The sequence below is a fragment of the Streptococcus mitis genome (genome assembly GCF_047464945.1).
Taxonomy (GTDB): Bacteria; Bacillota; Bacilli; order Lactobacillales; family Streptococcaceae; genus Streptococcus; species Streptococcus mitis_EA.
This window is the reverse complement of the sequence record NZ_JASHAX010000007.1, coordinates 1-22,047: the sequence shown is the minus strand read 5'-3', so window position 1 is coordinate 22,047 and position 22,047 is coordinate 1. Positions and strand designations below refer to the sequence as shown.

Genomic DNA, 22,047 nt, shown 5'->3' with positions numbered 1-22,047 from the left:
TTTTATTCTCCTGAAAATTCACGCGCAGTCTGGGCAACTACGTCTGTTTCTAGCATGGTACGAATCTGGCGGATTGTACTATAAACAGCCTTGGCATCGCTTGAGCCATGAGTCTTGACAACAGGTGCCTTGACACCAAACAAGACCGCTCCACCAACATCTGAATAGTTGAGCTGTTTTTTCAAACCTCTGAGGCTGTCCTTGAGAAGGAGGGCACCTAGTTTCGCTCGAAGACCACCACCTGTAATAGCGGTCTTGAGCAAGCCCATGATTCCCATGGCTGTCCCTTCAATGGATTTGAGCACAGCGTTTCCCGTGAAACCATCTGCCACAACAACATCTGCAACGCCATTCATCAAATCACGCGCTTCCACGTTTCCGATAAAGTTTAAACTTTCATCAGCTGCTAGTAATTCGTAAGTTTCCTTACGAAGCGGATCGCCCTTGCTACTCTCTGTTCCGTTATTGAGCAAGCCAACACGTGGTTGCGCAATTCCACGGACATTTTTAGCATAGAAGGATCCTAGAACCGCGTATTGATGAAGGTGCTGGGCTGTATTTTCCGCATTAGCACCGAGGTCTAGCATGTCAAAACCTCTCCCATCTACAGTCGGCAAGGTTGACATAAGTCCAGGACGATCGATGTTCTTGATACGACCCACGATGAAAAATCCTGCTGCTAGTAAAGCACCTGTATTCCCAGCCGAGAGTACAGCATCTGCCTCTCCATCTTTGACAGCTTTGGCCGCCAAGACCATACTGGCATTTTTCTTCTTCCGAATAGCTCTCGTAGGTTCATCGTCTGAATCAATCTTCTCATCCGTATGGATAATGCTGACGCGCTCTGTCGCTGTCAGATATTGCTTGATTTTAGCTTCATCTCCGTAGAGTTGAACCTCGATATCTGAAAAGTCAGCTAGGGCTTGATTGACACCCTCAACGATGGCCTGAGGTGCGTAATCTCCCCCCATGGCATCTACTGCGATTTTTTTCATTTCTTTTCCTCTTTTAATAATTGTCCCCAGTCTGCTAGGGAATCAATAAATTTCTTTGATTTTAGGTGAATCCCAACGTACTCTTCGTAGAGTTGATCCATAAATTGGCGTAGCTCTTGCTTGATTTCAGGCTTGAGCGAAATGGTCTCCAAGGTCTCAAAATCAATAGCTTGAAACTGATTGAGCAGATAGGGGATATTGGGATTGAGATGGCAACGTCTCTCATCTTCATGATAATGATCTGGACAGAGGCAGGCTCCATATTTGAAAGAAAAGTCAAAAGCCTGACCGACCCGATGGCAGAAGACACACTCATTAAAATTGAGGCTGATCCCAAATCGAGTCAAGATTTGGATTTCAAAAATATTGGTCAAGACTTGATAATCCAAGCCAGCTTCCATCAACTCCAAAGTCTTTTGCAAAAAAGCAAACAAGGGAGCATCCTGCTGATTGTCCTGCAAACTAGCATCGGCAAGAGCTGCTACGTAGGTCGCATAAGCCATGACAAAGAGATCGCTATTAATCTTGGGAAAAGTCATCACCTCATGATAGTCCTCAATGTAGCTAAGCCCGTCATCATTGATTCGTAAGAGAAATCGAGCCAGCACCAAGGGCTGAATAACAGGCGCCAGTTTGGATTGACCAGCATGTTTGACGAAAAACATCCGTTTGCCAGCCTGCTCAGTAAAAATCTTGACTAGCTTATCATCCTCACGAAAATTGCGATTGTAGAGCACCAAGCCTTGACTCGTGATAGACTGAATCATGCTTCTCTCATATACTCCTCAAGCCGTTTCATGGCTTCTGTGATCGTCTCCATGCTGGCTGCATAAGACAGGCGAACATAACCTTCCCCGTAACGCCCAAAGGCAGCACCAGGGATAAAGGCAACAGCCTTCTTCTGAGCAAAATCCTTCAGAAAAGCAAAAGAATCTTGATTATATCCTGCTGGAATCTTAGCAAAGATATAGAAGGCACCGTCTGGTTTGATAATCTCAAAACCAAGAGCAGTCATTTTTCCGATGATATAATCCCGACGCTGGATGTATTCCTTCTTCATGGGCTCCGCATCGTTTTTACCAGCTGTCAAGGCTTCCACCGCAGCATGTTGAGCCATAGTATTTGCAGCAGTAACCAAATACTGGTGACTCTTGATCAACTGGGCTGTGAAGGTCGCAGGAGCGAAAATCAGACCCAAACGCCAACCTGTCATGGCATGCGATTTAGACAAACCATTGATAATAATAGCCTGGTCTCTCAACATAGTTCCCAGAGACACATGGGCTTCGCCTGTGTAGGTCAATTCTGAGTAAACCTCATCACAGACAACGAAAATCTCGTACTTGCGTAAAACAGCTGCCAAGGACTCCAATTGTTCCCGACTATAGGTAATTCCTGTCGGATTAGCTGGATAGTTGAGAATAACCGCCTTGAGCTTGTCACCTTGCTCCAAAATGGCCTTCTCCAACATTTCAGGAGTCAAGACAAACCCATTTTCAGTCGTATCAATCTCAACAACCTCTGCCCCAACTAGATTGACAATCGGTTCATAACCTGGATAGGCAGGAGCTGGCAAGAGCACCTTGTCTCCCTCTTCCAAAATAGCCGTTAAAGTAGCAGATAAGGCCTCTGTCGCCCCAATTGTAACTAAGATTTCATTTTCAGGAGCATAGTCCAGTTGATACTTTTCCTTAACAAAGTCACTAGCTGCCTGACGTAAAGTCAGCAGACCACTCATCCCTGTATAGTAGGATTGGTTCTGATCAATCGCTCGCTTGGCCACCTCCTTGACATGATCTGGCGTTGTAAAATCAGGTTCCCCCAAGGTCAAACGCAAGACCCCAGGAATCTCCGAAATAGCCTGGTCAAACTGACGAATCAATGAAACTTGAATCTTATCTAACTGTTTATTAAAGCGCTTAGTTAAATCCATAGATACCTCCTACTGTAAAAACGTATCTCTATTATACTACAAAAGCCCCCTGACCGCAAAAATACATGATAGAATAGCTTTCCACTTTCTATTTTACTTTTCCTCTTTACAGGTCTATAATGGTAACAGATTCTATTTGGAGGTTTTTATGTCATTTCTATCAAAAAATGGAGCAGGCATCTTGGCCTGCCTTCTCATTTCAATCGTATCTTGGTACTTAGGAGGACTCTTCCCTGTGATTGGCGCGCCTGTTTTTGCGATTTTTATGGGCATGCTCCTACATCCCTTTCTCTCGTCTTATAAACAACTGGATGCTGGATTGACCTTTAGTTCCAAGAAATTGCTCCAGTATGCCGTTATCTTGCTTGGTTTTGGTCTCAATATCTCGCAAGTCTTCGCAGTCGGACAATCTTCACTCCCTGTCATCCTGTCCACCATTTCAATAGCCTTGATTGTTGCCTACCTCTTCCAGCGTTTCTTTGCACTGGACACAAAACTGGCTACCTTGATTGGAGTAGGTTCTTCTATCTGTGGGGGCTCTGCCATTGCAGCGACAGCGCCCGTTATCCATGCTAAGGAAAAGGAAGTAGCCCAAGCCATCTCCGTTATCTTTTTCTTCAATGTCTTAGCGGCACTCATCTTTCCAATCCTCGGTATCTGGCTTCATCTATCCAATGAAGGTTTCGCTCTCTTTGCAGGAACTGCGGTCAATGACACTTCCTCTGTAACGGCTACCGCCAGCGCTTGGGACAGTCTCTACCAGACCAATACCCTCGAATCCGCAACCATTGTCAAACTCACGCGCACCCTAGCTATCATCCCCATCACTCTCTTTCTCTCCTACTGGCAAAGTCGCGAGCAAAAAAATAAGCTAGGTTTGCAACTGAAAAAAGTCTTCCCACTTTTTATCCTTTACTTTATCCTTGCATCTCTCCTAACCACCCTACTGACCTCTCTCGGGGTGTCCAGTAGTTTCTTTACCCCTCTCAAACAACTCTCCAAATTCCTCATTATCATGGCCATGAGTGCTATCGGACTCAAAACTAATCTGGTCGCTATGGTCAAATCCAGTGGAAAATCCATTGTTCTCGGAGCCATCTGCTGGATTGCCATCATCCTCACTAGTCTTGGTATGCAGACCCTTATCGGCATTTTCTAATACTCTTCGAAAATCTCTTCAAACCACGTCAACGTCGCCTTGCCGTATATATGTGACTGACTTCGTCAGTCTTATCTACAACCTCAAAACTGTGTTTTGAGCTGACTTCGTCAGTTCTATCTGCAACCTCAAAACTGTGTTTTGAGCAACCTGCGCTAGTTTCCTAGTTTGCTCTTTGATTTTCATTGAGTATAACACAAAAGGTAGCCCATCAGCTACCTTTTTCTTATGCTTCCTCAATCAAGCGTGTATGTTCTCTCTTGATGCAACGATTCATCACGATATCATCACATACACCAGCACGCAAGATTTCTTCTGCTTCTAGACTTTCAAGTCCTAACTGTGCCCAAAAAATCTTGGCATCAGCCTTAAGAAAATCACGCGCCACATCTGGCAAAAACTCACTGCGACGGTAAACATTGACAATATCTACAGGAAAAGGAATCTCAGCGAGACTAGCATAAGCCTTTTCACCCAATATTTCACCACCTGCTACCTTGGGATTGACTGGGATGATTTTATAACCCCGAGCCTGCATTTCCTTGGTCACTCGATTGCTAGTTGTTTCTTCACGGTCTGATAACCCCACTACAGCAAGGGTTTTACTCGTTGCGAGATACTGACGAATCACACCATCACTTGGATTGATAAATTCTTGACTCATAGAAATCCTCCTTTTTCTTCAGTATAGCACAATTTGAAAAGGCTTGCAGAATTCTACTACAAAAAAGAGGACTAGCCCCCTTTTTATTTAGCCTCGTACCAGGTTGCCCCTTCATTTTCATCTGCGATGAGGGGAACACTGAGTTGAATGGCTTCTTCCATGGTTTGTTTGACCAATTTTTTCATCTCTGCCAATTCAGATTTAGGAACTTCAAGGACGATTTCATCGTGCACTTGCAACAGCATCTTAGTCTGATAACCACCTGCAACCAAGGCTTTGTCCAGCTGAATCATAGCAATCTTGAGAATATCTGCCGCCGACCCCTGGATAGGGGAGTTAATAGCAGTTCTCTCCGCAAAGCCACGAATGTTAAAGTTACGCGAATTGATATCTGGCAACTCACGACGACGCTTGAAAAGTGTCTCTACATAGCCCTTATCACGCGCCTCACGCACCACTTCATCCATGTAGTTTTTAATACCTGGGAAGCGTTCAAAGTAGGTATCAATGTAGGCTTTGGCTTCCTTACGGCTAATGCCCAAATTATTAGACAAGCCAAAGTCTGAAATTCCATAAACCACTCCAAAGTTGACAGCCTTGGCATTGCGACGGTCGTTTGCAGTCACATCCTCAGGACGCTCAATGCCAAAGACCCGCATGGCTGTCGAAGTATGGATATCTGCCCCCTCTTGGAAGGCCTTAATCAAGTGCTCATCCTTAGAGATATGCGCCAAAACGCGCAATTCAATCTGTGAATAGTCCGAGCTGAGCAACACACTATCCTCCCACTCAGGCACAAAAGCCTTACGAATGAGACGACCTTGTTCCAAGCGAACAGGGATATTTTGCAAGTTTGGATCCACACTAGACAGACGCCCAGTCTGGGTCAAATCCTGCACATAACGCGTGTGAATCTTTCCATCAGCCAAAATCCAGTCCTGCAAGCCAATTACATAAGTAGATTGAATCTTAGCAATCTGACGGTAGTCAAGAATTTTCTTAACAATCGGAGCAATAGGAGCCAGGCGCTCCAAGACATCCACCGCTGTCGAGTATCCAGTCTTAGTTTTCTTAGTGTATTCTAGAGGTAGCCCCAATTTTTCAAAGAGAAGCACGCCCAACTGCTTAGGCGAGTTGATATTAAACTCCTCACCAGCCAGTTCGTAAATCTCCTGAGTGAGTTTTTCAATGACAAGCTCATTTTCAGCCTGCATCTCAAGCAAGGTCTCTTTCTTAACCGTAATCCCAGCAATTTCCATCTTGGCAAGGACAAAGGCTAGAGGTTGCTCTATATCATAAAGAAGCTCTAATTGTCCATTTTCACTGAGTTTTTCAAGTAAAACAGGCGCTGTTTCAACCAAAACTGCAATCTTACGAGCCAAGTGTTCCAAGAATTTCTCACGTTCAGGAATGGCCTTCTTGACTCCCTTACCATAGAAAGTCTCATCATCAACCAAATAAGTCTGACCATAAAGACTAGCGATGGTCGCAATTTCATTGTCCTCCACAGTCGAAAGGAGGTATTTAGCCAAACGGCTGTCAAAAGCAGGCGCTTGCAAATCCAGACCAAAACGATTCAAGAGAACTTTAACCTTCTTAAAGTCATAAACTCTCAGAGGTGTTTTTTCTAAAAAGGCCTTGAAAATCGGCTCTTGCAAAAGCTCAAGCTTGTCTGTAGCATAGAGCTTTTCCCCACAAGACCAGGCAAATCCAACCAAATCATCCGTATGGTAATTCTCACCAAAAAGCTCAAAATGGAAGATAGATTCTTCACTCAGCATATTTTGACTGATTTGGTCAACAATAGTAAAATCCAAGCTCTCAGCCACATCAGCTGACGACACATTTAAAGCCTGCTTGAGCTGTTTGAAACCCATCTCATCGTAGAATTTCCCAAGATTTTCAACATCTGGACCACTATAGACCAAATCCTTCAAACCAATCTCAATCGGTGCCTTGGTATCAATGGTCGCCAGTGTTTTTGACAAAAAGGCCTGTTCCTTATCATTGATGAGATTTTCCTTCATCTTAGAAGCCTTCATCCCATCAATATTTTCATAAATCCCCTCAAGAGAACCATGCTCCAGCAAGAGCTTGATACCCGTCTTTTCACCAATTTTGGTCACCCCAGGGATATTATCCGACTTATCACCCATGAGCGCCTTGAGATCGATAAACTGAGTCGGTGTGAGCCCCATCTTTTCCATGAGATAGTCCGGCGTAAAAGCCTCAAACTCAGCCACACCTTTCTTGGAAATCTCAACCACCGTATGCTCATCCGTCAGTTGAATCAAATCCTTGTCTCCACTGACAATGGTAATATCAAAACCATCCTGCTCTGCTAGTTTATCTAGTGTCCCAATAATGTCATCCGCCTCATACTGAGCCAACTCATAGTGACGAATCCCCATATGATCGAGCAACTCACGAATGAAGGGAAATTGCTCACGAAACTCATCCGGAGTCTTGGCCCGACCACCCTTATAGTCCGCATACATCTCTGTCCGGAAGGTCGTCTTTCCCGCATCAAAAGCCACCAAAATATGACTAGGCTCAACCCGCTCCAACAAATGGCTCAACATCAACTGAAAGCCATAAATCGCATTGGTATGCAAACCAACCGCATTCTTAAAACGGTCCAACTGCTGATAGAGTGCAAAAAACGCCCGAAAAGCAACAGAAGATCCATCAATCAATAATAATTTTTTCTTATCCATACACCCATTATAAAGGAAAGCATCAAAAAATACCATTGGGAAGAGCCAGACCGAGTATTTTTCAAACTTTTGGCGAATATAGCCATTTAGTTTTAAAAAAACAGAACTTAGCCCATGACTAAATTCTGTTTTTATGCTTTATAATTATAAAAGTGAAATCCTTTTTAACTGCAAAGAACTTCTATTCTTGCTAGACTATATTCATTCCTATTTTAGTAGTAGTCTATATATTTATCTTGTTGGTTTATACGTTAATTGATCTTTATGCTGTTTGACAAACTCACTCATTTCTGAGTCTGGTATTTGACGAAGATATAGATTCTCACGAATCGTTTCATCTTCTTCACGACAAGTTGAAAGAACTAAATACTTATTTTTAGCTGATACTTTAACATTTGGTTTCTTAACTTCAGCTGTTTAATAAATAGTTGTTAACTGCGTTTGAAAATCTTTATCATCATCAAATGAAGTACGATAAAAGGCTGTTTCTTCTGGTACTATAATCATAGCAACTGCTTCATAATAATACTTTCTCTCTGGAGTCTCAATCACAACATATGGATGTTCATCAAAATAATCTTGACGACTATAGTAGTTCACATCATTAAACATACGATGATCCCCAACTTTACTACCACGAGCATGACCAAATAACCAAGTTAAACGGTCACTAAAATCATTTTTATTATCTGTGTCCATAAACACTGTTCCCATATAAGGTTCGTGACCACCATCAAATCTCTTATCTAAATAAGTTGAATTATCAGTTGTTTGAACAACAGGTTCATCCAACTCTGTTCCGGGCGCATACACATAAGCGATCGTATCAGAGTTTGTTCCAAGTAAGCCTTTGAACTTATTCGTAAGATATTCTTTTTCCTCTGCCGATGTCGTAGCAATTTTTTGTGTCGTTTGTGCTACCTTAGTTTCACTCGCCTGATCAGTTGGAGCTAAAAATGTCTTATAGAGGAATAAACCTCCTAAAGCGACAATAGCTACAGCAACAAGCAAAGCGATAATTTTCTTCATAGGTGACTTATTTTTAGTTGAACGTCTGCTCATTTTTATCTCCCTTGTTTATTTACTTTTATCAAAAAGAGGCTGGGCAAAAACTCGCTTCTAAATAAAACCACACAGTGATTCCAGTCTTGAATCCAATCAAGCTGAAAGAAATACTGTGTGGTTTTTGAGTAGTGGATGTTTTAGAGGCTAGATTCTTGGCCAACTTGGTGAGATTCATGCTCATAAAGATAAATCCTATCTCTATTGCGACAGCTTGTTTCCCTCTGACATGCACTCTTCGCACGCCAAAAACACTCTTCAATCTACCAAAAACGGGTTCAACATCGATTTTCCGTTTGGCATAAATTCGAGAGCCTTCTTCACTATGTAATGTTTGCTTAAGGAGTTCCTTAAAGTAATTCCAAGTTGGATTATAATGGATTTGTTTCTGATTTCCACTATTTGTTTTAGCCAACTGTTCTAACTCAGGAGTATCTTGAACTTTATCCGCCTCATAAATCTTGAAATCACGTTGAAAGCCATACTTGTCAGTTCGACTAGAGTAGTTCTTAAAGGAATAAACTAGGCCGTCGGGCTTTATAAACTGGTCCGTGTCCTCAAGATATTCCCAGTTCATTGGATTATCTGTGCTCGTCTGGTAGTTTTTAGTCAATTCCTTCTGATACATGGTATAGGGAATAAGCGGTGTTTTTTACAATTCATCAATGATAAAACGATAATTTTCTTCGCTACCATAACCAGCATCTGCTACGATATAGTTGAATAAGTCTAGACTTTGAATCGATTGGAGGAAGGGTTTCAGAGTGCGAGTGTCTGTTGGATTGGGAAAGATATCAAAATCAAGGACATACTGACCATTGGTAGCCGCTTGGATATTATAACCAGGTTTCAGTTGCCCATTTTGCATATGGTCTTCCTTCATACTCATAAAAGTGGCATCATGATCCGTCTTTGAGAAAGAGTTGCGGTCTTCTAAAATTTTTCTAGCTTCTTCATAGCGCTGTTTACGAGAAAGGAAATCATCCCTTAATTGCTTACGGATTTTCTTTATCCGACGACGTTTTTGTCTATTGGCAGACCCACCCTTTATCACTTTAGGCTCTTCTTCAATAGCTTGTTCTATTTCGGCTAAGGTAGCCTCCGTTTTTTCTAGTAGCTCCTCCAATCCCTGACGGGTTTCCCGTTCTTCTTTAGATAAGGTGAGATTTACCCCTTCTTGAATCAGCTGATCATAGAGCTGGGAAATTTTCCCACTCAAGGCTGCTTCATATTTGTCAATAGCTCTTTTCCAAGTGAAAGAATAGAGATTGGCATCAGCTTCTAGTTTTGTTCCATCAATGAACAAGGCATCATCCTCAATCATTCCGTTCTCACGCATGAGTAAGGTGAAGTAAATAAAAGCAGTTTTGATTAGGTTGTTGGCATGTTTACTGGAGCGGAAGTTATTAATCGTTTTATAGCTAACATAGGTATCTTGGTTCAACCATTTCATGGGAATGACTTCCTCATTCATTTGAACGATTTTACGTCCAGAGAACACTTGACGAGTATAAGCGAACAGGGTCATCTTCATGAGCATGGCTGGATGAAAGGCATGGCGACCAGTGTGAGAGGTCTCTTCCAATAGAACTTGATTAGGGATACTGTCCACAAAGAGGCTAATCATTCTCGCTTCGGGACTTGATGGAATATCGTAGGCAAGATTTACTTCTAAATTTAACTGATTTGTGTTATAATCTTTATACATTGTCATGGCTTTCTAATTATTTTGTTGTTATTTTAATTATAAACCATGACATAAGAAAACGAGCATCTCCAACTACGGAAATGCTCGTTTTTTGATAGTTAGAAGTGGGTTTTTGCCCACCCTCAGTTACTTCATTAAATAAATTATTTAGAAGCGTGTGTTTTGGGAAGAGCTTTTTGACCAGCTTTAGCTATTGCACCTGCTTGTTTAGCTTGCTCTATTGAATCTGGTTTACCTGGTTCTGGAGTAGCTGATGGAGCTGTTTGTCCATCTTGAGCGTGATCTTTTAAATAACGAGCGTTTGCTTGTTCAAGAGTTTCGTTCAAGATATAGTATTTACCTTCTTTTTTAAGAGATGAATTGAAAACTTCTTGTAAATGTTTCACCGCTTCGTTACGAAGTTCTACTACTTTAGCATTGTATGCTTCTTTAGCTTCTCCAACTGCTTTCTCTAGCGCTGCTTTCTTATTAGAGAAATCATAACCTGAGTATACAGAATCCAAGAATGCTTGCAAGTCTGCTTCAGCTTTGGCAACTTCAGCTGGTTCTTTAAGATCTTTGATATGAGCATCTACATATGCATTAACTCTATTAGCAGTTACAAATTCTGATTGGCTTTCATATGCTTCACGTGAATCATACACACCTGGAAGGTTAGCTCCACCATTGTTATCTGCAAATGCTGGCGCTACTGCAGATAATACTGCAAGAGCTACTACTGATGTCAATAAAACTTTTTTCATTGTTTTATCTCCTATTTTATTTTTTATTTGATTGTAAATAGTTTTCTTTACTACCACCGTTATACCACTTAAATAATTGGTATCAACAATTTTTATCTTATTTTTAAGAAAATATTGGATAAAACAGTCCAAACTTTAAATGTTGAATTCTCATCACTTATAAAAGCTAAATTATTTCAATCAAACAAACAATAATCCTTTATATTCCCAACTATTCGAATCATTACTAGCTGGCAATATATGAAGTCAGAAGGCCTTGACGAACTAGACTTGCTAAACCTACTTTTACCCCTCCTCAGTACTCTCTGGACGACCACGTTCTAAGCCTTTTTCTTCAGCTCGTTCCAAGGCATAGTTATGTGCTAACAAGGCTTGTTCTTCGCGCATATGTAGTTGACTAAGCAGCTTCCTGTCATCCTCAGACCAGCTCTTATAGTCTAGCAGTTGGTCTGCTTGGCTGATAGCTCGCTCAGGTTGTTGGGTAAAGGGCTTATTCCCGAAAAACTCCAACCACGGCTTGCGAACCTTATATTTGCTAGTTTCTCTGTATTTTTTTAGTTCTTATTTGTGATGCTCTTTCAATAGTGACTCAAATTCAGCAACGGTCATGCCCAATTGCTGACTGGCTACCTCAGATGTCAGAAGACCTTGACGAACCATATCTAGGAAAGCAAAGAGCTTCCCACGCTCTAGTCCTTGTTCAAGACCTTCCGCCCTAGCAGTCTCCAAGGCATAATCCTGAGCCAATAACGCTTGTTCTTCGCGCATACGTTTGACTAAACATTTTCCTGTCCTCCTCGGACCAGCTATTATAGTCTAGCAGTTGATCTGCTTGGCTGATGGCTCGCTCGGGTTGCTGAGTAAAGGGTTTGTTCCCGAAAAACTCCAACCACGGCTTGCGAACCTCATCTTTGCTGGTTTCTCTATATTTTTTTAATTCCAAGAACGCCATCTTGACTAGGTGGTTTTCTTGTCCATTATTTGTGATAGTTAAGACTTCACCTGTCGTGTCCTCTCGCATACTAAAGCTGTGAAAAGCCAAGTCATCTTGGAAGTAGTTGCTGTCCACAATAGCAATAGCATAAACTGGTGCGATGTGTTTGTAACTCTGGTGTGTATCACCTTCTCGTTGACGAATTTTTTCTAGGTTTTGATTGACCTGACTGCACAGGTAAGCCCACAGGCGATTGATGAAAAAATTCTGATGATGAACTTGAATTTCAATAATTACTTGCGTACCATTATCCAACTCCGCCAAGACGTCTATACTGGTATAGAAATCCTGAGCCGAGTAAGGCAGGGATGGCAAGACATGAATATTGCTCCCCTCCAAAATGGTTACATTTTTGGCTGGTAAATCCAACATATCGCGAATAAATTGACAAGTGATTTCTGGATTGCTAAAGATTTTCTTAGCAACCAAATCATTGGTAGGGCTGATGCCCGGATGTCTTAGAATCATCCTTTTCCTCCTTTTATTATACCACAGTTTTAAATCTAGGTTTACTAGATTCACTGCTACTATCTATTTATTCGGAAAAGAGACAAAAAAACCTGAGAATTATCTCAGGCTTGGTCATTAAATCTTTTTCTCAATACTGAAAAGTGGAGAAAGTGGGCGTTTTTCATGGATACGTACAATAGCATCACCCAGTAGATGAGCAATCGAAATCTGTTCAATCTTATCAATCAAACGCTCTTCTGGCAGATAGATGGTATCCAAAACAACCAATTTCTTGATAGCTGAGTTTTGGATATTGTCCATAGCAGGGCCAGAAAGAACTGGGTGCGTACAGCTTGCATAGACTTCAACAGCACCAGCTTCTGCAAGAGCATCTGCCGCATGACAAATCGTTCCAGCGGTATCAATCATATCATCAATCAAGATACAAGTCTTGCCTTCGACCTTACCGATGATGTTCATGACTTCACTGGTATTCATCTTATCAACGCTGCGACGTTTATCAATAATAGCGATAGATGTCTTCAAAAATTCTGCCAACTTACGAGCACGAGTCACCCCTCCATGGTCTGGACTGACAACCACATAGTCAGAACCAACCATGCCACGACGCTCAAAATAATCCGCAATCAGAGGAGCTCCCATCAAATGATCCACAGGAATATCAAAGAATCCTTGAATCTGCGCAGCATGCAAGTCGATGGTCAATAAACGATCCACTCCAGCTACTTCAAGCATATTTGCGACAAGTTTTGAAGTGATTGGCTCACGCGCTCTCGCCTTTCTATCCTGACGTGCATACCCATAGTAAGGCATGACAACATTGACAGATTCTGCACTCGCACGCTTCAAAGCATCTACCATAATCAAAATTTCAAGCAGATTGTCATTTACAGGCGAGCTAGTTGATTGTAGGATAAAGACGTGTTTCCCACGGATTGATTCTTCGATGTTGACCTGAATCTCTCCATCTGAAAATTGGCGAACACTTGATTTCCCCAACTCTATCCCAATCTCCTGCGCCACACGTTTTGCCAATTCTTGATTAGAAGAAAGGGCAAACAGCTTTAAATCAGAAAAAGACATGATTTCCTCCGGTATATATGTATCGCTTGTGCTTTTCACAAGATTTTTCCATTTACCATTGTAGCGCTTTTTGCACTATTTTTCAATCAAAAATAAAAGAAGGGCACCATATTTGTACCCTTGCATCATTCTTTTAAAAAATATTCTAGTTCATCAACTCATTGTGTTTCTCAACAAAACGATAAGCCTGATAAAAACCATAGAGAGTAATAGCCGTAACCACTGGAATCGCTAAAGGCAACTCTGTCTCCAATTCAACAAAAGGAGAATTAAACAAGAAGTGAGTTCCCAAGGCTAAACCTAGGAAAATAAGCCCCTGTTTCTTGCCAACCTTCTGTTCTTTATAGGCTCTGTAAAGCAAGTAAACACCTACTACAGCTAGACCTGAAAAAGTCCAGTGAGAAGCAATCCCTGAGATGATACGCTCTAAAATTCTCGAAATAGTAAAGTCAAAGCCCTCTGGCAAATCTGTACGAATATAGCCAATATCCTCAATTATTTGGAATCCCAAACCAGAAGCAGTCCCTAGTAAAAACAAAGATTTTAATTTTCGCACAGGAATCATAGCTAAAACAAAGACAAGTGGCAACAATTTCAAGGGTTCTTCTACCAAAGGAGCCACAATAGCACTTTCAAAGGCATTTAAAAATGCACTATCTGGGAAAAGAACCCCCAATAAATCATGGATATAGGTATTAGCAAAGCTAGACAACCAACCTGAAAGGAACATCCCTCCCAATAAAGACAGAATCAAGGCCTTCTTTGGTAATTCCCATTTTTTCCCAATACGGAAAAGGAAATAAAGAGCCGGAATCATGTAAAAGAGAGCTAGAAAGATAGAAACTCCCATTAGTCCATATTCCGCACCTGACATCGAACCATCCGTATAGTAGATGGTTTCATACTGTACACCAATACATAGCAATAAGATAAAAATAAATAAAATACTGTTTTTCTTCATACACTTTCTTTCTAAATGAATTTTTTACAATTCTACGACTGTCATACTTCCTGTATCCACATCGTAAATAGCACCAGAGATAATGACATCATCTGGTATTAGGGGAGACTCGATAAGGAGTTGCATATCCTCGCGCACACTCTCCTCTATATTTTGGAAGGGCAAGAAGTCCTGGTCTGACACATCGACACCTAGTTCCTCTTTCAGATACTCCTGAAAAGAGCCATTTTCAAAAGTCTGAGCACCACAGTCTGTATGGTGTAACACCACAATCTCTCTTGTCCCCATTTGTTGCTGGGAAATAACCAGCGAACGAATCATGTCCTCTGTCACTCGACCACCTGCATTCCGCAAGATATGAGCATCCCCAAGTGCCAAACCTAGAGCTTGCGCAACGTGCAAACGTGAATCCATACAGGTAACAATGGCAACCCTTGTTTTGGGTTTAAGTGGCAGATTTAACTGCCCATGTAGGGCAACATAAGCCTGATTGGCTTGCATAAACTGTTCAAAATACGACACGATTCCCTCCTCGAAAATTTGATAGTCAAATATTTCTCCTATCTTATCATTTTTAAGAGGATTTGTCACGGATTATGCAAATACCTTTTTCAAAACTTCCTGAATCGTTGTCACGCCAATGACCTGAATTTCCTTGGGCGGAGTGATTCCTGTCAAGGAATTCTTAGGTACATAAATCTTAGTAAAGCCCAGTTTAGCAGCTTCATTGATGCGTTGCTCGATACGATTCACGCGCCGAATTTCTCCTGTCAAGCCCAGTTCGCCTACAAAACATTCCTGAGGATTAGTTGGCTTGTCCTTGTAGCTCGAAGCAATGGCAACTGCAACAGCTAAGTCAATCGCAGGTTCATCCAATTTGACACCACCAGCAGATTTGAGATAAGCATCCTGATTTTGTAAGAGAAGACCTGCCCGCTTTTCCAAAACAGCCATAATCAAGCTAGCACGATTAAAATCAAGTCCTGTCGTAGTACGCTTGGCATTCCCAAACATGGTCGGTGTTACCAAGGCCTGAACCTCCGCCAAAATCGGACGCGTCCCTTCCATTGTCACAACGATCGATGAACCAGTTGCACCGTCCAAACGCTCCTCTAGGAAAACTTGACTCGGATTGAGGACCTCAACCAATCCACCCGACTGCATCTCAAAAATCCCAATCTCATTAGTGGAGCCAAAACGGTTTTTGACCGCTCTCAAAATACGAAAGGTATGGTGGCGCTCCCCTTCAAAGTAAAGCACTGTATCCACCATATGCTCCAACATTCTCGGCCCAGCTAAGGTTCCTTCCTTGGTCACATGACCTACGATAAAGATGGCAATGTTATTAGTTTTAGCCAGCTGCATGAGTTCAGCCGTCACCTCACGCACTTGAGAAACAGACCCCTGCACCCCTGAAATCTCAGGAGACATAATGGTCTGGATAGAGTCAATGATGAGGAAGTCTGGCTGGATGCGCTCCACCTCAGCTCGAATACTCTGCATATTGGTCTCTGCATAGAGATAAAACTCGCTATCAATATCTCCCAAGCGCTCTGCTCGTAGCTTAATCTGCTGGGCAGACTCCTCCCCACTGACATAGAGAACTGTCCCCACTTGAGACAGCTGGGTTGAAACTTGTAAAAGAAGGGTTGATTTCCCAATCCCAGGATCCCCACCGATGAGGACGAGACTTCCTGGTACCACTCCGCCTCCAAGTACACGGTTGAATTCCTCCATCTCCGTCTTGGTTCGATTGACGTTAATTGAAGTCACCTCAGCTAGTTTCATGGGCTTGGTTTTCTCACCTGTCAAGGACACACGCGCATTCTTGACCTCGGCAACCTCAACCTCTTCTACAAAAGAAGACCAAGATCCACAGTTGGGGCAACGCCCCAGATATTTAGGGGAATTATACCCACAATTTTGACATACAAATGTCGCTTTTTTTTTTGCGATGATAAACCTCTTTCTATATCTCTAACTCACACTCAATCACTTGGCAAAAATCAATCTTCTCATTTGGCACAAACTGACGCATGAGCATGTTGTGAGTTACCACTATCACGGTCTGGTAATCTCGATACTTAGCCATGCATTCTAGAAAACGAGACTTCATCTCCGTAGCGGTCTCATATTGAATAGGACTATTAGGAAGTAACTCCCCCTTATTTTCTAGAAACATAGTACGAGCTTTTTCAAAATTATCTGTGCCACTTTCATAGACCTGCCATTCATGAAATAATGGCTCCACTCTTAAAGGAAGTCCAGTAACACAAGCCACATAAGAAGCCGTTTCTAAAGCTCTTGTGACTGCAGAAGATATGATTATTTCAGCTGAAGGAAGCAAGGGATTTTTGCTCAGTTTCTGAGCTTGTTGCCGTCCCTTCTCAGACAAGGGCGCCAAATCTATCCCAAATCCCGTATAAGAACGATCCTCTAACTCACGGTAATCTGGCTCCCCGTGACGGATAAAAATAATTTTCATATTAAGACCCCCATAAAACTATCCAATCTTGATTCCGCAATCTTGCCACTGCTTCAGTGTTTTAGAGAATTTCTTCTGGTTGCCAACTCCGACAGCAGACAAATCGACAGAAACCTGATAATTCTCCTTGGTAACTGCCAAAACGGAAGCCTTAACACAGCCATTGCCATCTACCCCTATAAACTCTATGCTTTTAGCACCGTTTTCCTCTAAAAAATCTTTTAAATCTGGATTAGTAAAGCAAGAAGCCCGACGCTTCTCAAAGATACGAGAAGATACAAGCAGCAAGCCGGTCACAAATTTCTTCTTTCTGTCTTTTCTCACCTGTCAAGGACACACGCGCATTCTTGACCTCGGCAACCTCAACCTCTTCTACAAAAGAAGACCAAGATCCACAGTTGGGGCAACGCCCCAGATATTTAGGGGAATTATACCCACAATTTTGACATACAAATGTCGCTTTTTTTTGCGATGATAAACCTCTTTCTATATCTCTAACTCACACTCAATCACTTGGCAAAAATCAATCTTCTCATTTGGCACAAACTGACGCATGAGCATTCCGTGAGTTACAATGATAATAGTTTTATAATTTTTATATTTTTCCAAAGTTCTTAAAAAACGATGACGCATCTCCAGAGCTGTTTCATAGCGATAAGGAGAATCTTCAGGTAAACTTCCTTGATGTTTTAGATAATATTCATGAGCTACCAATACACTAGTTAAATCAGAGTTAGTACCATCTAAGTCTGGACGCCACTCATGAAAAAACGGCTCCACAAATAAGTCCAATACTGTTTCAACCGCTATATAATGTGCTGTTTCTAAAGCCCTCGTCACAGACGATGAAATAATAATCTCTGCCTTTCCAAAACATGCAGTTTTAGCAACTTCTTTTGCCAGACTGCGACCTTTTCCTGTCAATGGTGCTAAATCACGACCAAAACCACTATAGAGTTGCGGATTTTCAAGTTTATCAAGCATACTATAATCTGGCTCCCCGTGACGTATAAAGATAATCTTCATCTTAGTGTCCAGTTGACCCAAATCCACCAGTTCGAACGCCATTAGCCGCATCTCCATCTGCAATTAAGAAAGGAGCAAAGACAGCCTGGACAACACGTTCTCCAACTTCAAGAACAACCTCTTGGTCTGTGATATTCTTCATCTGAGCAAAAATATGTCCTTCATTGCCAGGATTTCCATAATAGTCCCCGTCAATGACCCCAACTGAATTAATCAAAACCAAGCCCTTCTTACGAGGGTTTGAAGAACGATCATAAAGGTAAAGAACCTCAGTCGGTTGCATATAAGCCTTAACTCCTGTCGGAACCAAGACAATCTCTCCTGGCGCAATAACCGTACGCACAGCAACCTTTAAGTCGTAACCAGCCGCATGCGCTGTCTCACGCTTGGGCAATAAATTTTCATCTGTAAAACTAGAAACCAATTCAAAACCACGAATTTTCATCATCTTCTCTTTTCTATTATCATTTATTCTAGATTATTCTATCTTATTTATTCGGAAAAAGCACGAAAAAAAGAGCACACAATTCAAATCGCTTAGGGCTGCTGGATTCCTCCCCTGACCCGCTTCACGCAGAACTGTTGCTCCACTGTTTATTATATCACATTCCTATTCATTTTAAAAGAAAAATTATTTTTTCCGTCTATTTCTAAAAAAGTCCTGCATAATAGCTGCGCATTCATCTTCCAAAATTCCCGTTTCAACCCCCACACGATGATTAAGACGCTCATCTGTCAAGATATCGTACAAACTCCCAGCAGCGCCAAATTTCTGGTTTTTAGCCCCATAGACCACGTTTGGAATACGGGCAAGTCCAATCGCCCCACTACACATGACACACGGCTCAATAGTCACAAAAAGCGTGCAATCCAGCAAGCGCCAGCTCTCCTCACTCAGGTTCGCATTCTCTATAGCCATAATTTCCGCATGCATAACCGCTCGCTGCAGCTCCTCACGAGCATTATGCCCACGACCAATGATTTCTCCATCCTTGACAATCACACAACCAATTGGAATTTCATCGTGTTCAAGAGCAATCTCAGCCTCTTTCAATGCCTCTCTCATGAAGACTTCTTTTTCTTCAACTGTATAATTCATCCGTTTCTCTTTTCCTACTTATCGATTTTATTATTATATCATGAATCCCAAGACAAAAAAAGCCACCGAATGCGGTGACTTTATAGGGAGATTATTATGAAAAAGAAAAGTTTAGGATATTTGTTACAACAAGTTAGGAGGTCTTCTTGTAACTGTCTATAGTATACCCGACCTATCTTAAACAAATCTTAAAAATCTCTTAGGACCAAACACTTTCTAAAATATTTGTTTGTTCACGACCAGGACCCACTGAGAAAGTAGAAATACGAACGCCAACCAATTCACTCACACGACGAACGTAGTTACGCGCATTCTCAGGAAGATCTTCCAAATTACGAACTCCGGTAATATCTTCTGACCAACCTGGCAACTCTTCATAGATAGGCTTGCAACGTTTCAATTGCTCAAGACTAGCTGGATAGTAGTCAATACGTTGACCATCAAGATCATAGGCCACACAGATTTTCACTGTATCTAAACCACTCAAAACATCGATAGAGTTCAATGAAAGGTTAGTAATACCAGAAACACGACGGCTATGACGCATCACAACTGAGTCAAACCAACCTACACGACGTGGACGACCAGTTGTTGTACCATATTCATGACCTACTTCACGGATACGTTCTCCCACTTCATCAAACAACTCAGTTGGGAAAGGACCGTCTCCTACACGACTCGTATAGGCTTTACATACACCAACAACCTTGTCAATCTTACTTGGACCAACACCAGAACCAATCGTAACACCACCAGCCACAGGGTTTGATGACGTAACAAATGGATAAGTACCTTGGTCGATATCTAGCATAACTCCTTGTGCACCTTCAAAAAGCACACGTTTACCGTTATCAAGCGCATCATTCAAAATGACAGATGTGTCTGTCACATATTTCTTGATTTGTTGACCATATTCGTAATACTCTTCAAAAATATCATCGAAAGCAATCGCTTTACTGTCATACAATTTTTCAAAAAGACGATTCTTTTCAGCAAGGTTACGTTCTAAACGCTCACGGAAAATATCTTTATCTAAAAGATCTGCAATACGAATCCCAACACGAGCAGCCTTGTCCATATAAGCTGGACCAATTCCCTTGATTGTAGTTCCAATCTTATTGTCGCCCTTAGCTTCTTCTTGCAAACGATCCAACTCGATATGATAAGGCAAAATGACATGCGCGCGATCAGAAATACGCAAGTTATCAGTTGTCACACCTTCCTCATGAAGATAGCTCAACTCTTTTACAAGAGATTTAGGATTTACAACCATACCATTCCCAATAACAGAGATTTTTTCAGGGAAGAAAATCCCAGATGGAATCAAGTGCAATTTAAACTTCTTACCATCAATCACAATCGTGTGACCTGCATTATCACCACCTTGGTAACGTGCAATCACTTCTGCATTCGCTGAAAGGAAGTCTGTAATCTTCCCTTTACCTTCATCACCCCACTGGGTACCTACAACAACAACTGAAGTCATAATCTTGTCTGAGCCCTCAGGCTCTTCCTTTCTCACATACATGGCAGGACTCTCACCTGCAATTATATCTTACAATTTATTATAAGAAAAAATCGCCTTTTTATCAAGAAGAAACAACAGAAAGATTTGCTATTTCCAACTATTAAAAAATGATTTATAAAAAATTCCGGCTATTTATCATTATTTCCCCACAAAAAGTTAAATTTGTTCGGAAATTAACTCATATTGTCTCAACAAGCAACAAAACCCTGTTTCATTATCAATTTTTCAAGATACAAACGATAAGCAACACGATAATGGTAAACGATAAAATCCCTACGACACCCAATGCCATATCTAACTAAATAATAAATCAAAAATTTAAAATGAAAATGTTCCCAGTCCCAACTATTATCAAAGAAAGTAGCATACTCTTCTTCGATACTGTCATAGAAATCAGTCATCTGATCATAAATATTTTGTAGCATAAGCATACACTCCTTTACTTTTTATGATCTTATTCTAACAAAAAATTTTAATTAATCATTAATAACTCCTGAATTGTTAAAATACCAACCTCAACAAGAGAAAAAATAGGAAAAGTTGACAGAATAGAAACAAATATCTTACATCAAAAACAAACTATTAAATCCCTAAAAATAAAAAATTTCCTATAAATGATTTACAAAAATTATCCTGTACGGTTACCATTGTATTGAATCTTTCTCAGTTTAAGCTATAAAGTGATTGAATAGAAATGAAGCACTTAATAATTATTAAAAAGAAAAGTAACTATAATATTTGTAGTGGTTAAATCCTCGATGGATATTATGGAACCTATTTTAGGGTAGAAAAAAATTCCATAAGATTTATAATGAAAAGGCACCAAACCATCATTAGAAAGAATCATATGGAACAATTACACTTTATCACAAAATTACTAGAGCTTACAGACCCTAAATTATGAATACCATCAATAGGGATACACATAAGGAAATTATCGCTAAACTGGACTACGACGCCCCATCTTGCCCTGATTGCGGAAGTTAAATGAAGAAATATGATTTTCAAAAACCTTCTAAAATTCCTTATCTTGAAACGACTGGTATGCCTACTAGAATTCTCCTTAGAAAGCGTCTATTCAAGTGCTATCACTATTCAAAAATGATGGTCGCCGAAACCTCTCTCATCAAGAAAAATATCTCGCTTTGTTAGATGCGAGATAGATTATTAATTATATAACAAAAAAAGAGGTCAAAACCTCCTTTAATTAACTACTCCGCCAGTAGGACTCGAACCTACGACATCATGATTAACAGTCATGCGCTACTACCAACTGAGCTATGGCGGAATAAAGCTAAGCGACTTCCATATCTCACAGGGGGCAACCCCCAACTACTTCCGGCGTTCTAGGGCTTAACTTCTGTGTTCGGCATGGGTACAGGTGTATCTCCTAGGCTATCGTCACTTAACTCTGAGTAA

Annotated in this window: 17 protein-coding genes, 1 tRNA gene, 1 rRNA gene, 1 other RNA gene and 7 pseudogenes; 2 read left to right on the top strand and 25 right to left on the bottom strand. The window is 41.1% G+C overall.

What is annotated here, in order from left to right:
- Positions 1-2: 2 nt before the first annotated feature.
- Genes plsX through QM424_RS07970 form a run of 3 tightly spaced genes read right to left on the bottom strand, consistent with a single transcriptional unit; the run spans position 3 to position 2,928 of the window.
- A complete protein-coding gene (plsX, locus tag QM424_RS07980) occupies positions 3-995 on the bottom strand; it encodes a phosphate acyltransferase PlsX (RefSeq protein WP_219967319.1) in 993 nt (330 codons plus the stop codon).
- Complete coding sequence (gene recO / locus QM424_RS07975; protein WP_084925955.1) at positions 992-1,762, bottom strand: DNA repair protein RecO; 771 nt, start codon at positions 1,760-1,762, stop codon at positions 992-994. Before recO ends, plsX begins: the two co-directional genes overlap by 4 nt.
- Positions 1,759-2,928 (bottom strand): pyridoxal phosphate-dependent aminotransferase, encoded by a 1,170-nt coding sequence (locus QM424_RS07970; protein ID WP_414394095.1) that lies wholly within the window; start codon positions 2,926-2,928, stop codon positions 1,759-1,761. Before QM424_RS07970 ends, recO begins: the two co-directional genes overlap by 4 nt.
- A gap of 148 nt (positions 2,929-3,076) precedes the next feature.
- On the opposite strand from QM424_RS07970, the gene QM424_RS07965 reads away from it, so the two are divergent.
- Positions 3,077-4,087, top strand: a complete 1,011-nt coding sequence (locus QM424_RS07965) for a YeiH family protein (RefSeq protein ID WP_414394093.1) — start codon at positions 3,077-3,079, stop codon at positions 4,085-4,087.
- A 226-nt stretch (positions 4,088-4,313) separates the two neighbouring features.
- On the opposite strand, the gene QM424_RS07960 is transcribed toward QM424_RS07965, so the two are convergent.
- The 20 genes and pseudogenes from QM424_RS07960 to comW form a co-directional block, all read right to left on the bottom strand.
- A complete protein-coding gene (locus QM424_RS07960; RefSeq protein WP_000076489.1) occupies positions 4,314-4,751 on the bottom strand; it encodes a CoA-binding protein in 438 nt (145 codons plus the stop codon).
- Positions 4,752-4,834: 83 nt separating this feature from the next.
- The gene (gene polA, locus QM424_RS07955) at positions 4,835-7,468 is read right to left on the bottom strand and encodes a DNA polymerase I (protein WP_414394091.1); all 2,634 of its coding nucleotides are present in this window, start codon (positions 7,466-7,468) and stop codon (positions 4,835-4,837) included.
- 231 nt (positions 7,469-7,699) lie between these two features.
- Positions 7,700-8,530 (bottom strand): annotated as a pseudogene (gene srtB, locus QM424_RS07950) (class B sortase, LPKTxAVK-specific).
- Positions 8,531-8,558: 28 nt separating this feature from the next.
- Positions 8,559-10,238, bottom strand: a pseudogene (locus QM424_RS07945) (IS1182 family transposase).
- A gap of 143 nt (positions 10,239-10,381) precedes the next feature.
- Entirely contained in the window at positions 10,382-10,981 is a 600-nt protein-coding gene (gene abpA / locus QM424_RS07940; RefSeq protein WP_261064779.1) for an amylase-binding adhesin AbpA, read from the bottom strand.
- A gap of 226 nt (positions 10,982-11,207) precedes the next feature.
- Positions 11,208-11,542 (bottom strand): annotated as a pseudogene (locus QM424_RS07935) (hypothetical protein); the annotation flags it as partial.
- Positions 11,543-12,443, bottom strand: a pseudogene (locus QM424_RS07930) (Rpn family recombination-promoting nuclease/putative transposase).
- A gap of 117 nt (positions 12,444-12,560) precedes the next feature.
- Entirely contained in the window at positions 12,561-13,529 is a 969-nt protein-coding gene (locus QM424_RS07925; protein WP_000010168.1) for a ribose-phosphate diphosphokinase, read from the bottom strand.
- 145 nt (positions 13,530-13,674) lie between these two features.
- Positions 13,675-14,490 carry a PrsW family intramembrane metalloprotease gene (locus QM424_RS07920; protein WP_414394088.1) on the bottom strand — a complete coding sequence of 272 codons (816 nt, stop codon included), beginning with the start codon at positions 14,488-14,490 and terminating at the stop codon, positions 13,675-13,677.
- A 24-nt stretch (positions 14,491-14,514) separates the two neighbouring features.
- The gene (locus QM424_RS07915) at positions 14,515-15,012 is read right to left on the bottom strand and encodes a beta-class carbonic anhydrase (protein ID WP_084925939.1); all 498 of its coding nucleotides are present in this window, start codon (positions 15,010-15,012) and stop codon (positions 14,515-14,517) included.
- 72 nt (positions 15,013-15,084) lie between these two features.
- A complete protein-coding gene (radA, locus tag QM424_RS07910) occupies positions 15,085-16,449 on the bottom strand; it encodes a DNA repair protein RadA (protein WP_414394161.1) in 1,365 nt (454 codons plus the stop codon).
- 10 nt (positions 16,450-16,459) lie between these two features.
- Positions 16,460-16,975, bottom strand: coding sequence for a histidine phosphatase family protein (locus tag QM424_RS07905; protein ID WP_414394086.1), 516 nt, complete (start codon positions 16,973-16,975; stop codon positions 16,460-16,462).
- 18 nt (positions 16,976-16,993) lie between these two features.
- A pseudogene (locus tag QM424_RS07900) lies at positions 16,994-17,296 on the bottom strand (isochorismatase family protein); the annotation flags it as partial.
- Positions 17,292-17,465 (bottom strand): annotated as a pseudogene (locus QM424_RS07895) (DNA repair protein RadA); the annotation flags it as partial. The pseudogenes QM424_RS07900 and QM424_RS07895, both read right to left, overlap by 5 nt.
- A complete protein-coding gene (locus QM424_RS07890; protein WP_414394158.1) occupies positions 17,462-18,001 on the bottom strand; it encodes a histidine phosphatase family protein in 540 nt (179 codons plus the stop codon). The pseudogene QM424_RS07895 and the gene QM424_RS07890, both read right to left, overlap by 4 nt.
- Before the next feature lies 1 nt (position 18,002).
- A complete protein-coding gene (locus tag QM424_RS07885; protein ID WP_101785668.1) occupies positions 18,003-18,446 on the bottom strand; it encodes a dUTP diphosphatase in 444 nt (147 codons plus the stop codon).
- A gap of 56 nt (positions 18,447-18,502) precedes the next feature.
- An RNA gene (gene ffs / locus QM424_RS07880) (signal recognition particle sRNA small type) lies at positions 18,503-18,600 on the bottom strand.
- A gap of 32 nt (positions 18,601-18,632) precedes the next feature.
- Complete coding sequence (gene tadA / locus QM424_RS07875) at positions 18,633-19,100, bottom strand: tRNA adenosine(34) deaminase TadA (protein WP_414394084.1); 468 nt, start codon at positions 19,098-19,100, stop codon at positions 18,633-18,635.
- Between the two features lie 199 nt (positions 19,101-19,299).
- The gene (locus QM424_RS07870) at positions 19,300-20,586 is read right to left on the bottom strand and encodes an adenylosuccinate synthase (protein WP_001832534.1); all 1,287 of its coding nucleotides are present in this window, start codon (positions 20,584-20,586) and stop codon (positions 19,300-19,302) included.
- A gap of 230 nt (positions 20,587-20,816) precedes the next feature.
- Positions 20,817-21,053, bottom strand: coding sequence for a sigma(X)-activator ComW (comW, locus tag QM424_RS07865; RefSeq protein ID WP_061425583.1), 237 nt, complete (start codon positions 21,051-21,053; stop codon positions 20,817-20,819).
- A gap of 422 nt (positions 21,054-21,475) precedes the next feature.
- On the opposite strand from comW, the pseudogene QM424_RS07860 reads away from it, so the two are divergent.
- Positions 21,476-21,765 (top strand): annotated as a pseudogene (locus tag QM424_RS07860) (transposase family protein); the annotation flags it as partial.
- Positions 21,766-21,842: 77 nt separating this feature from the next.
- Here the strand turns inward: QM424_RS07860 and QM424_RS07855 are convergent.
- Both QM424_RS07855 and rrf read right to left on the bottom strand, forming a co-directional pair.
- Positions 21,843-21,916 (bottom strand) — tRNA-Asn (locus tag QM424_RS07855).
- 5 nt (positions 21,917-21,921) lie between these two features.
- Positions 21,922-22,037: ribosomal RNA gene (rrf, locus tag QM424_RS07850) — 5S ribosomal RNA — on the bottom strand.
- Between the last annotated feature and the right edge of the window lie 10 nt (positions 22,038-22,047).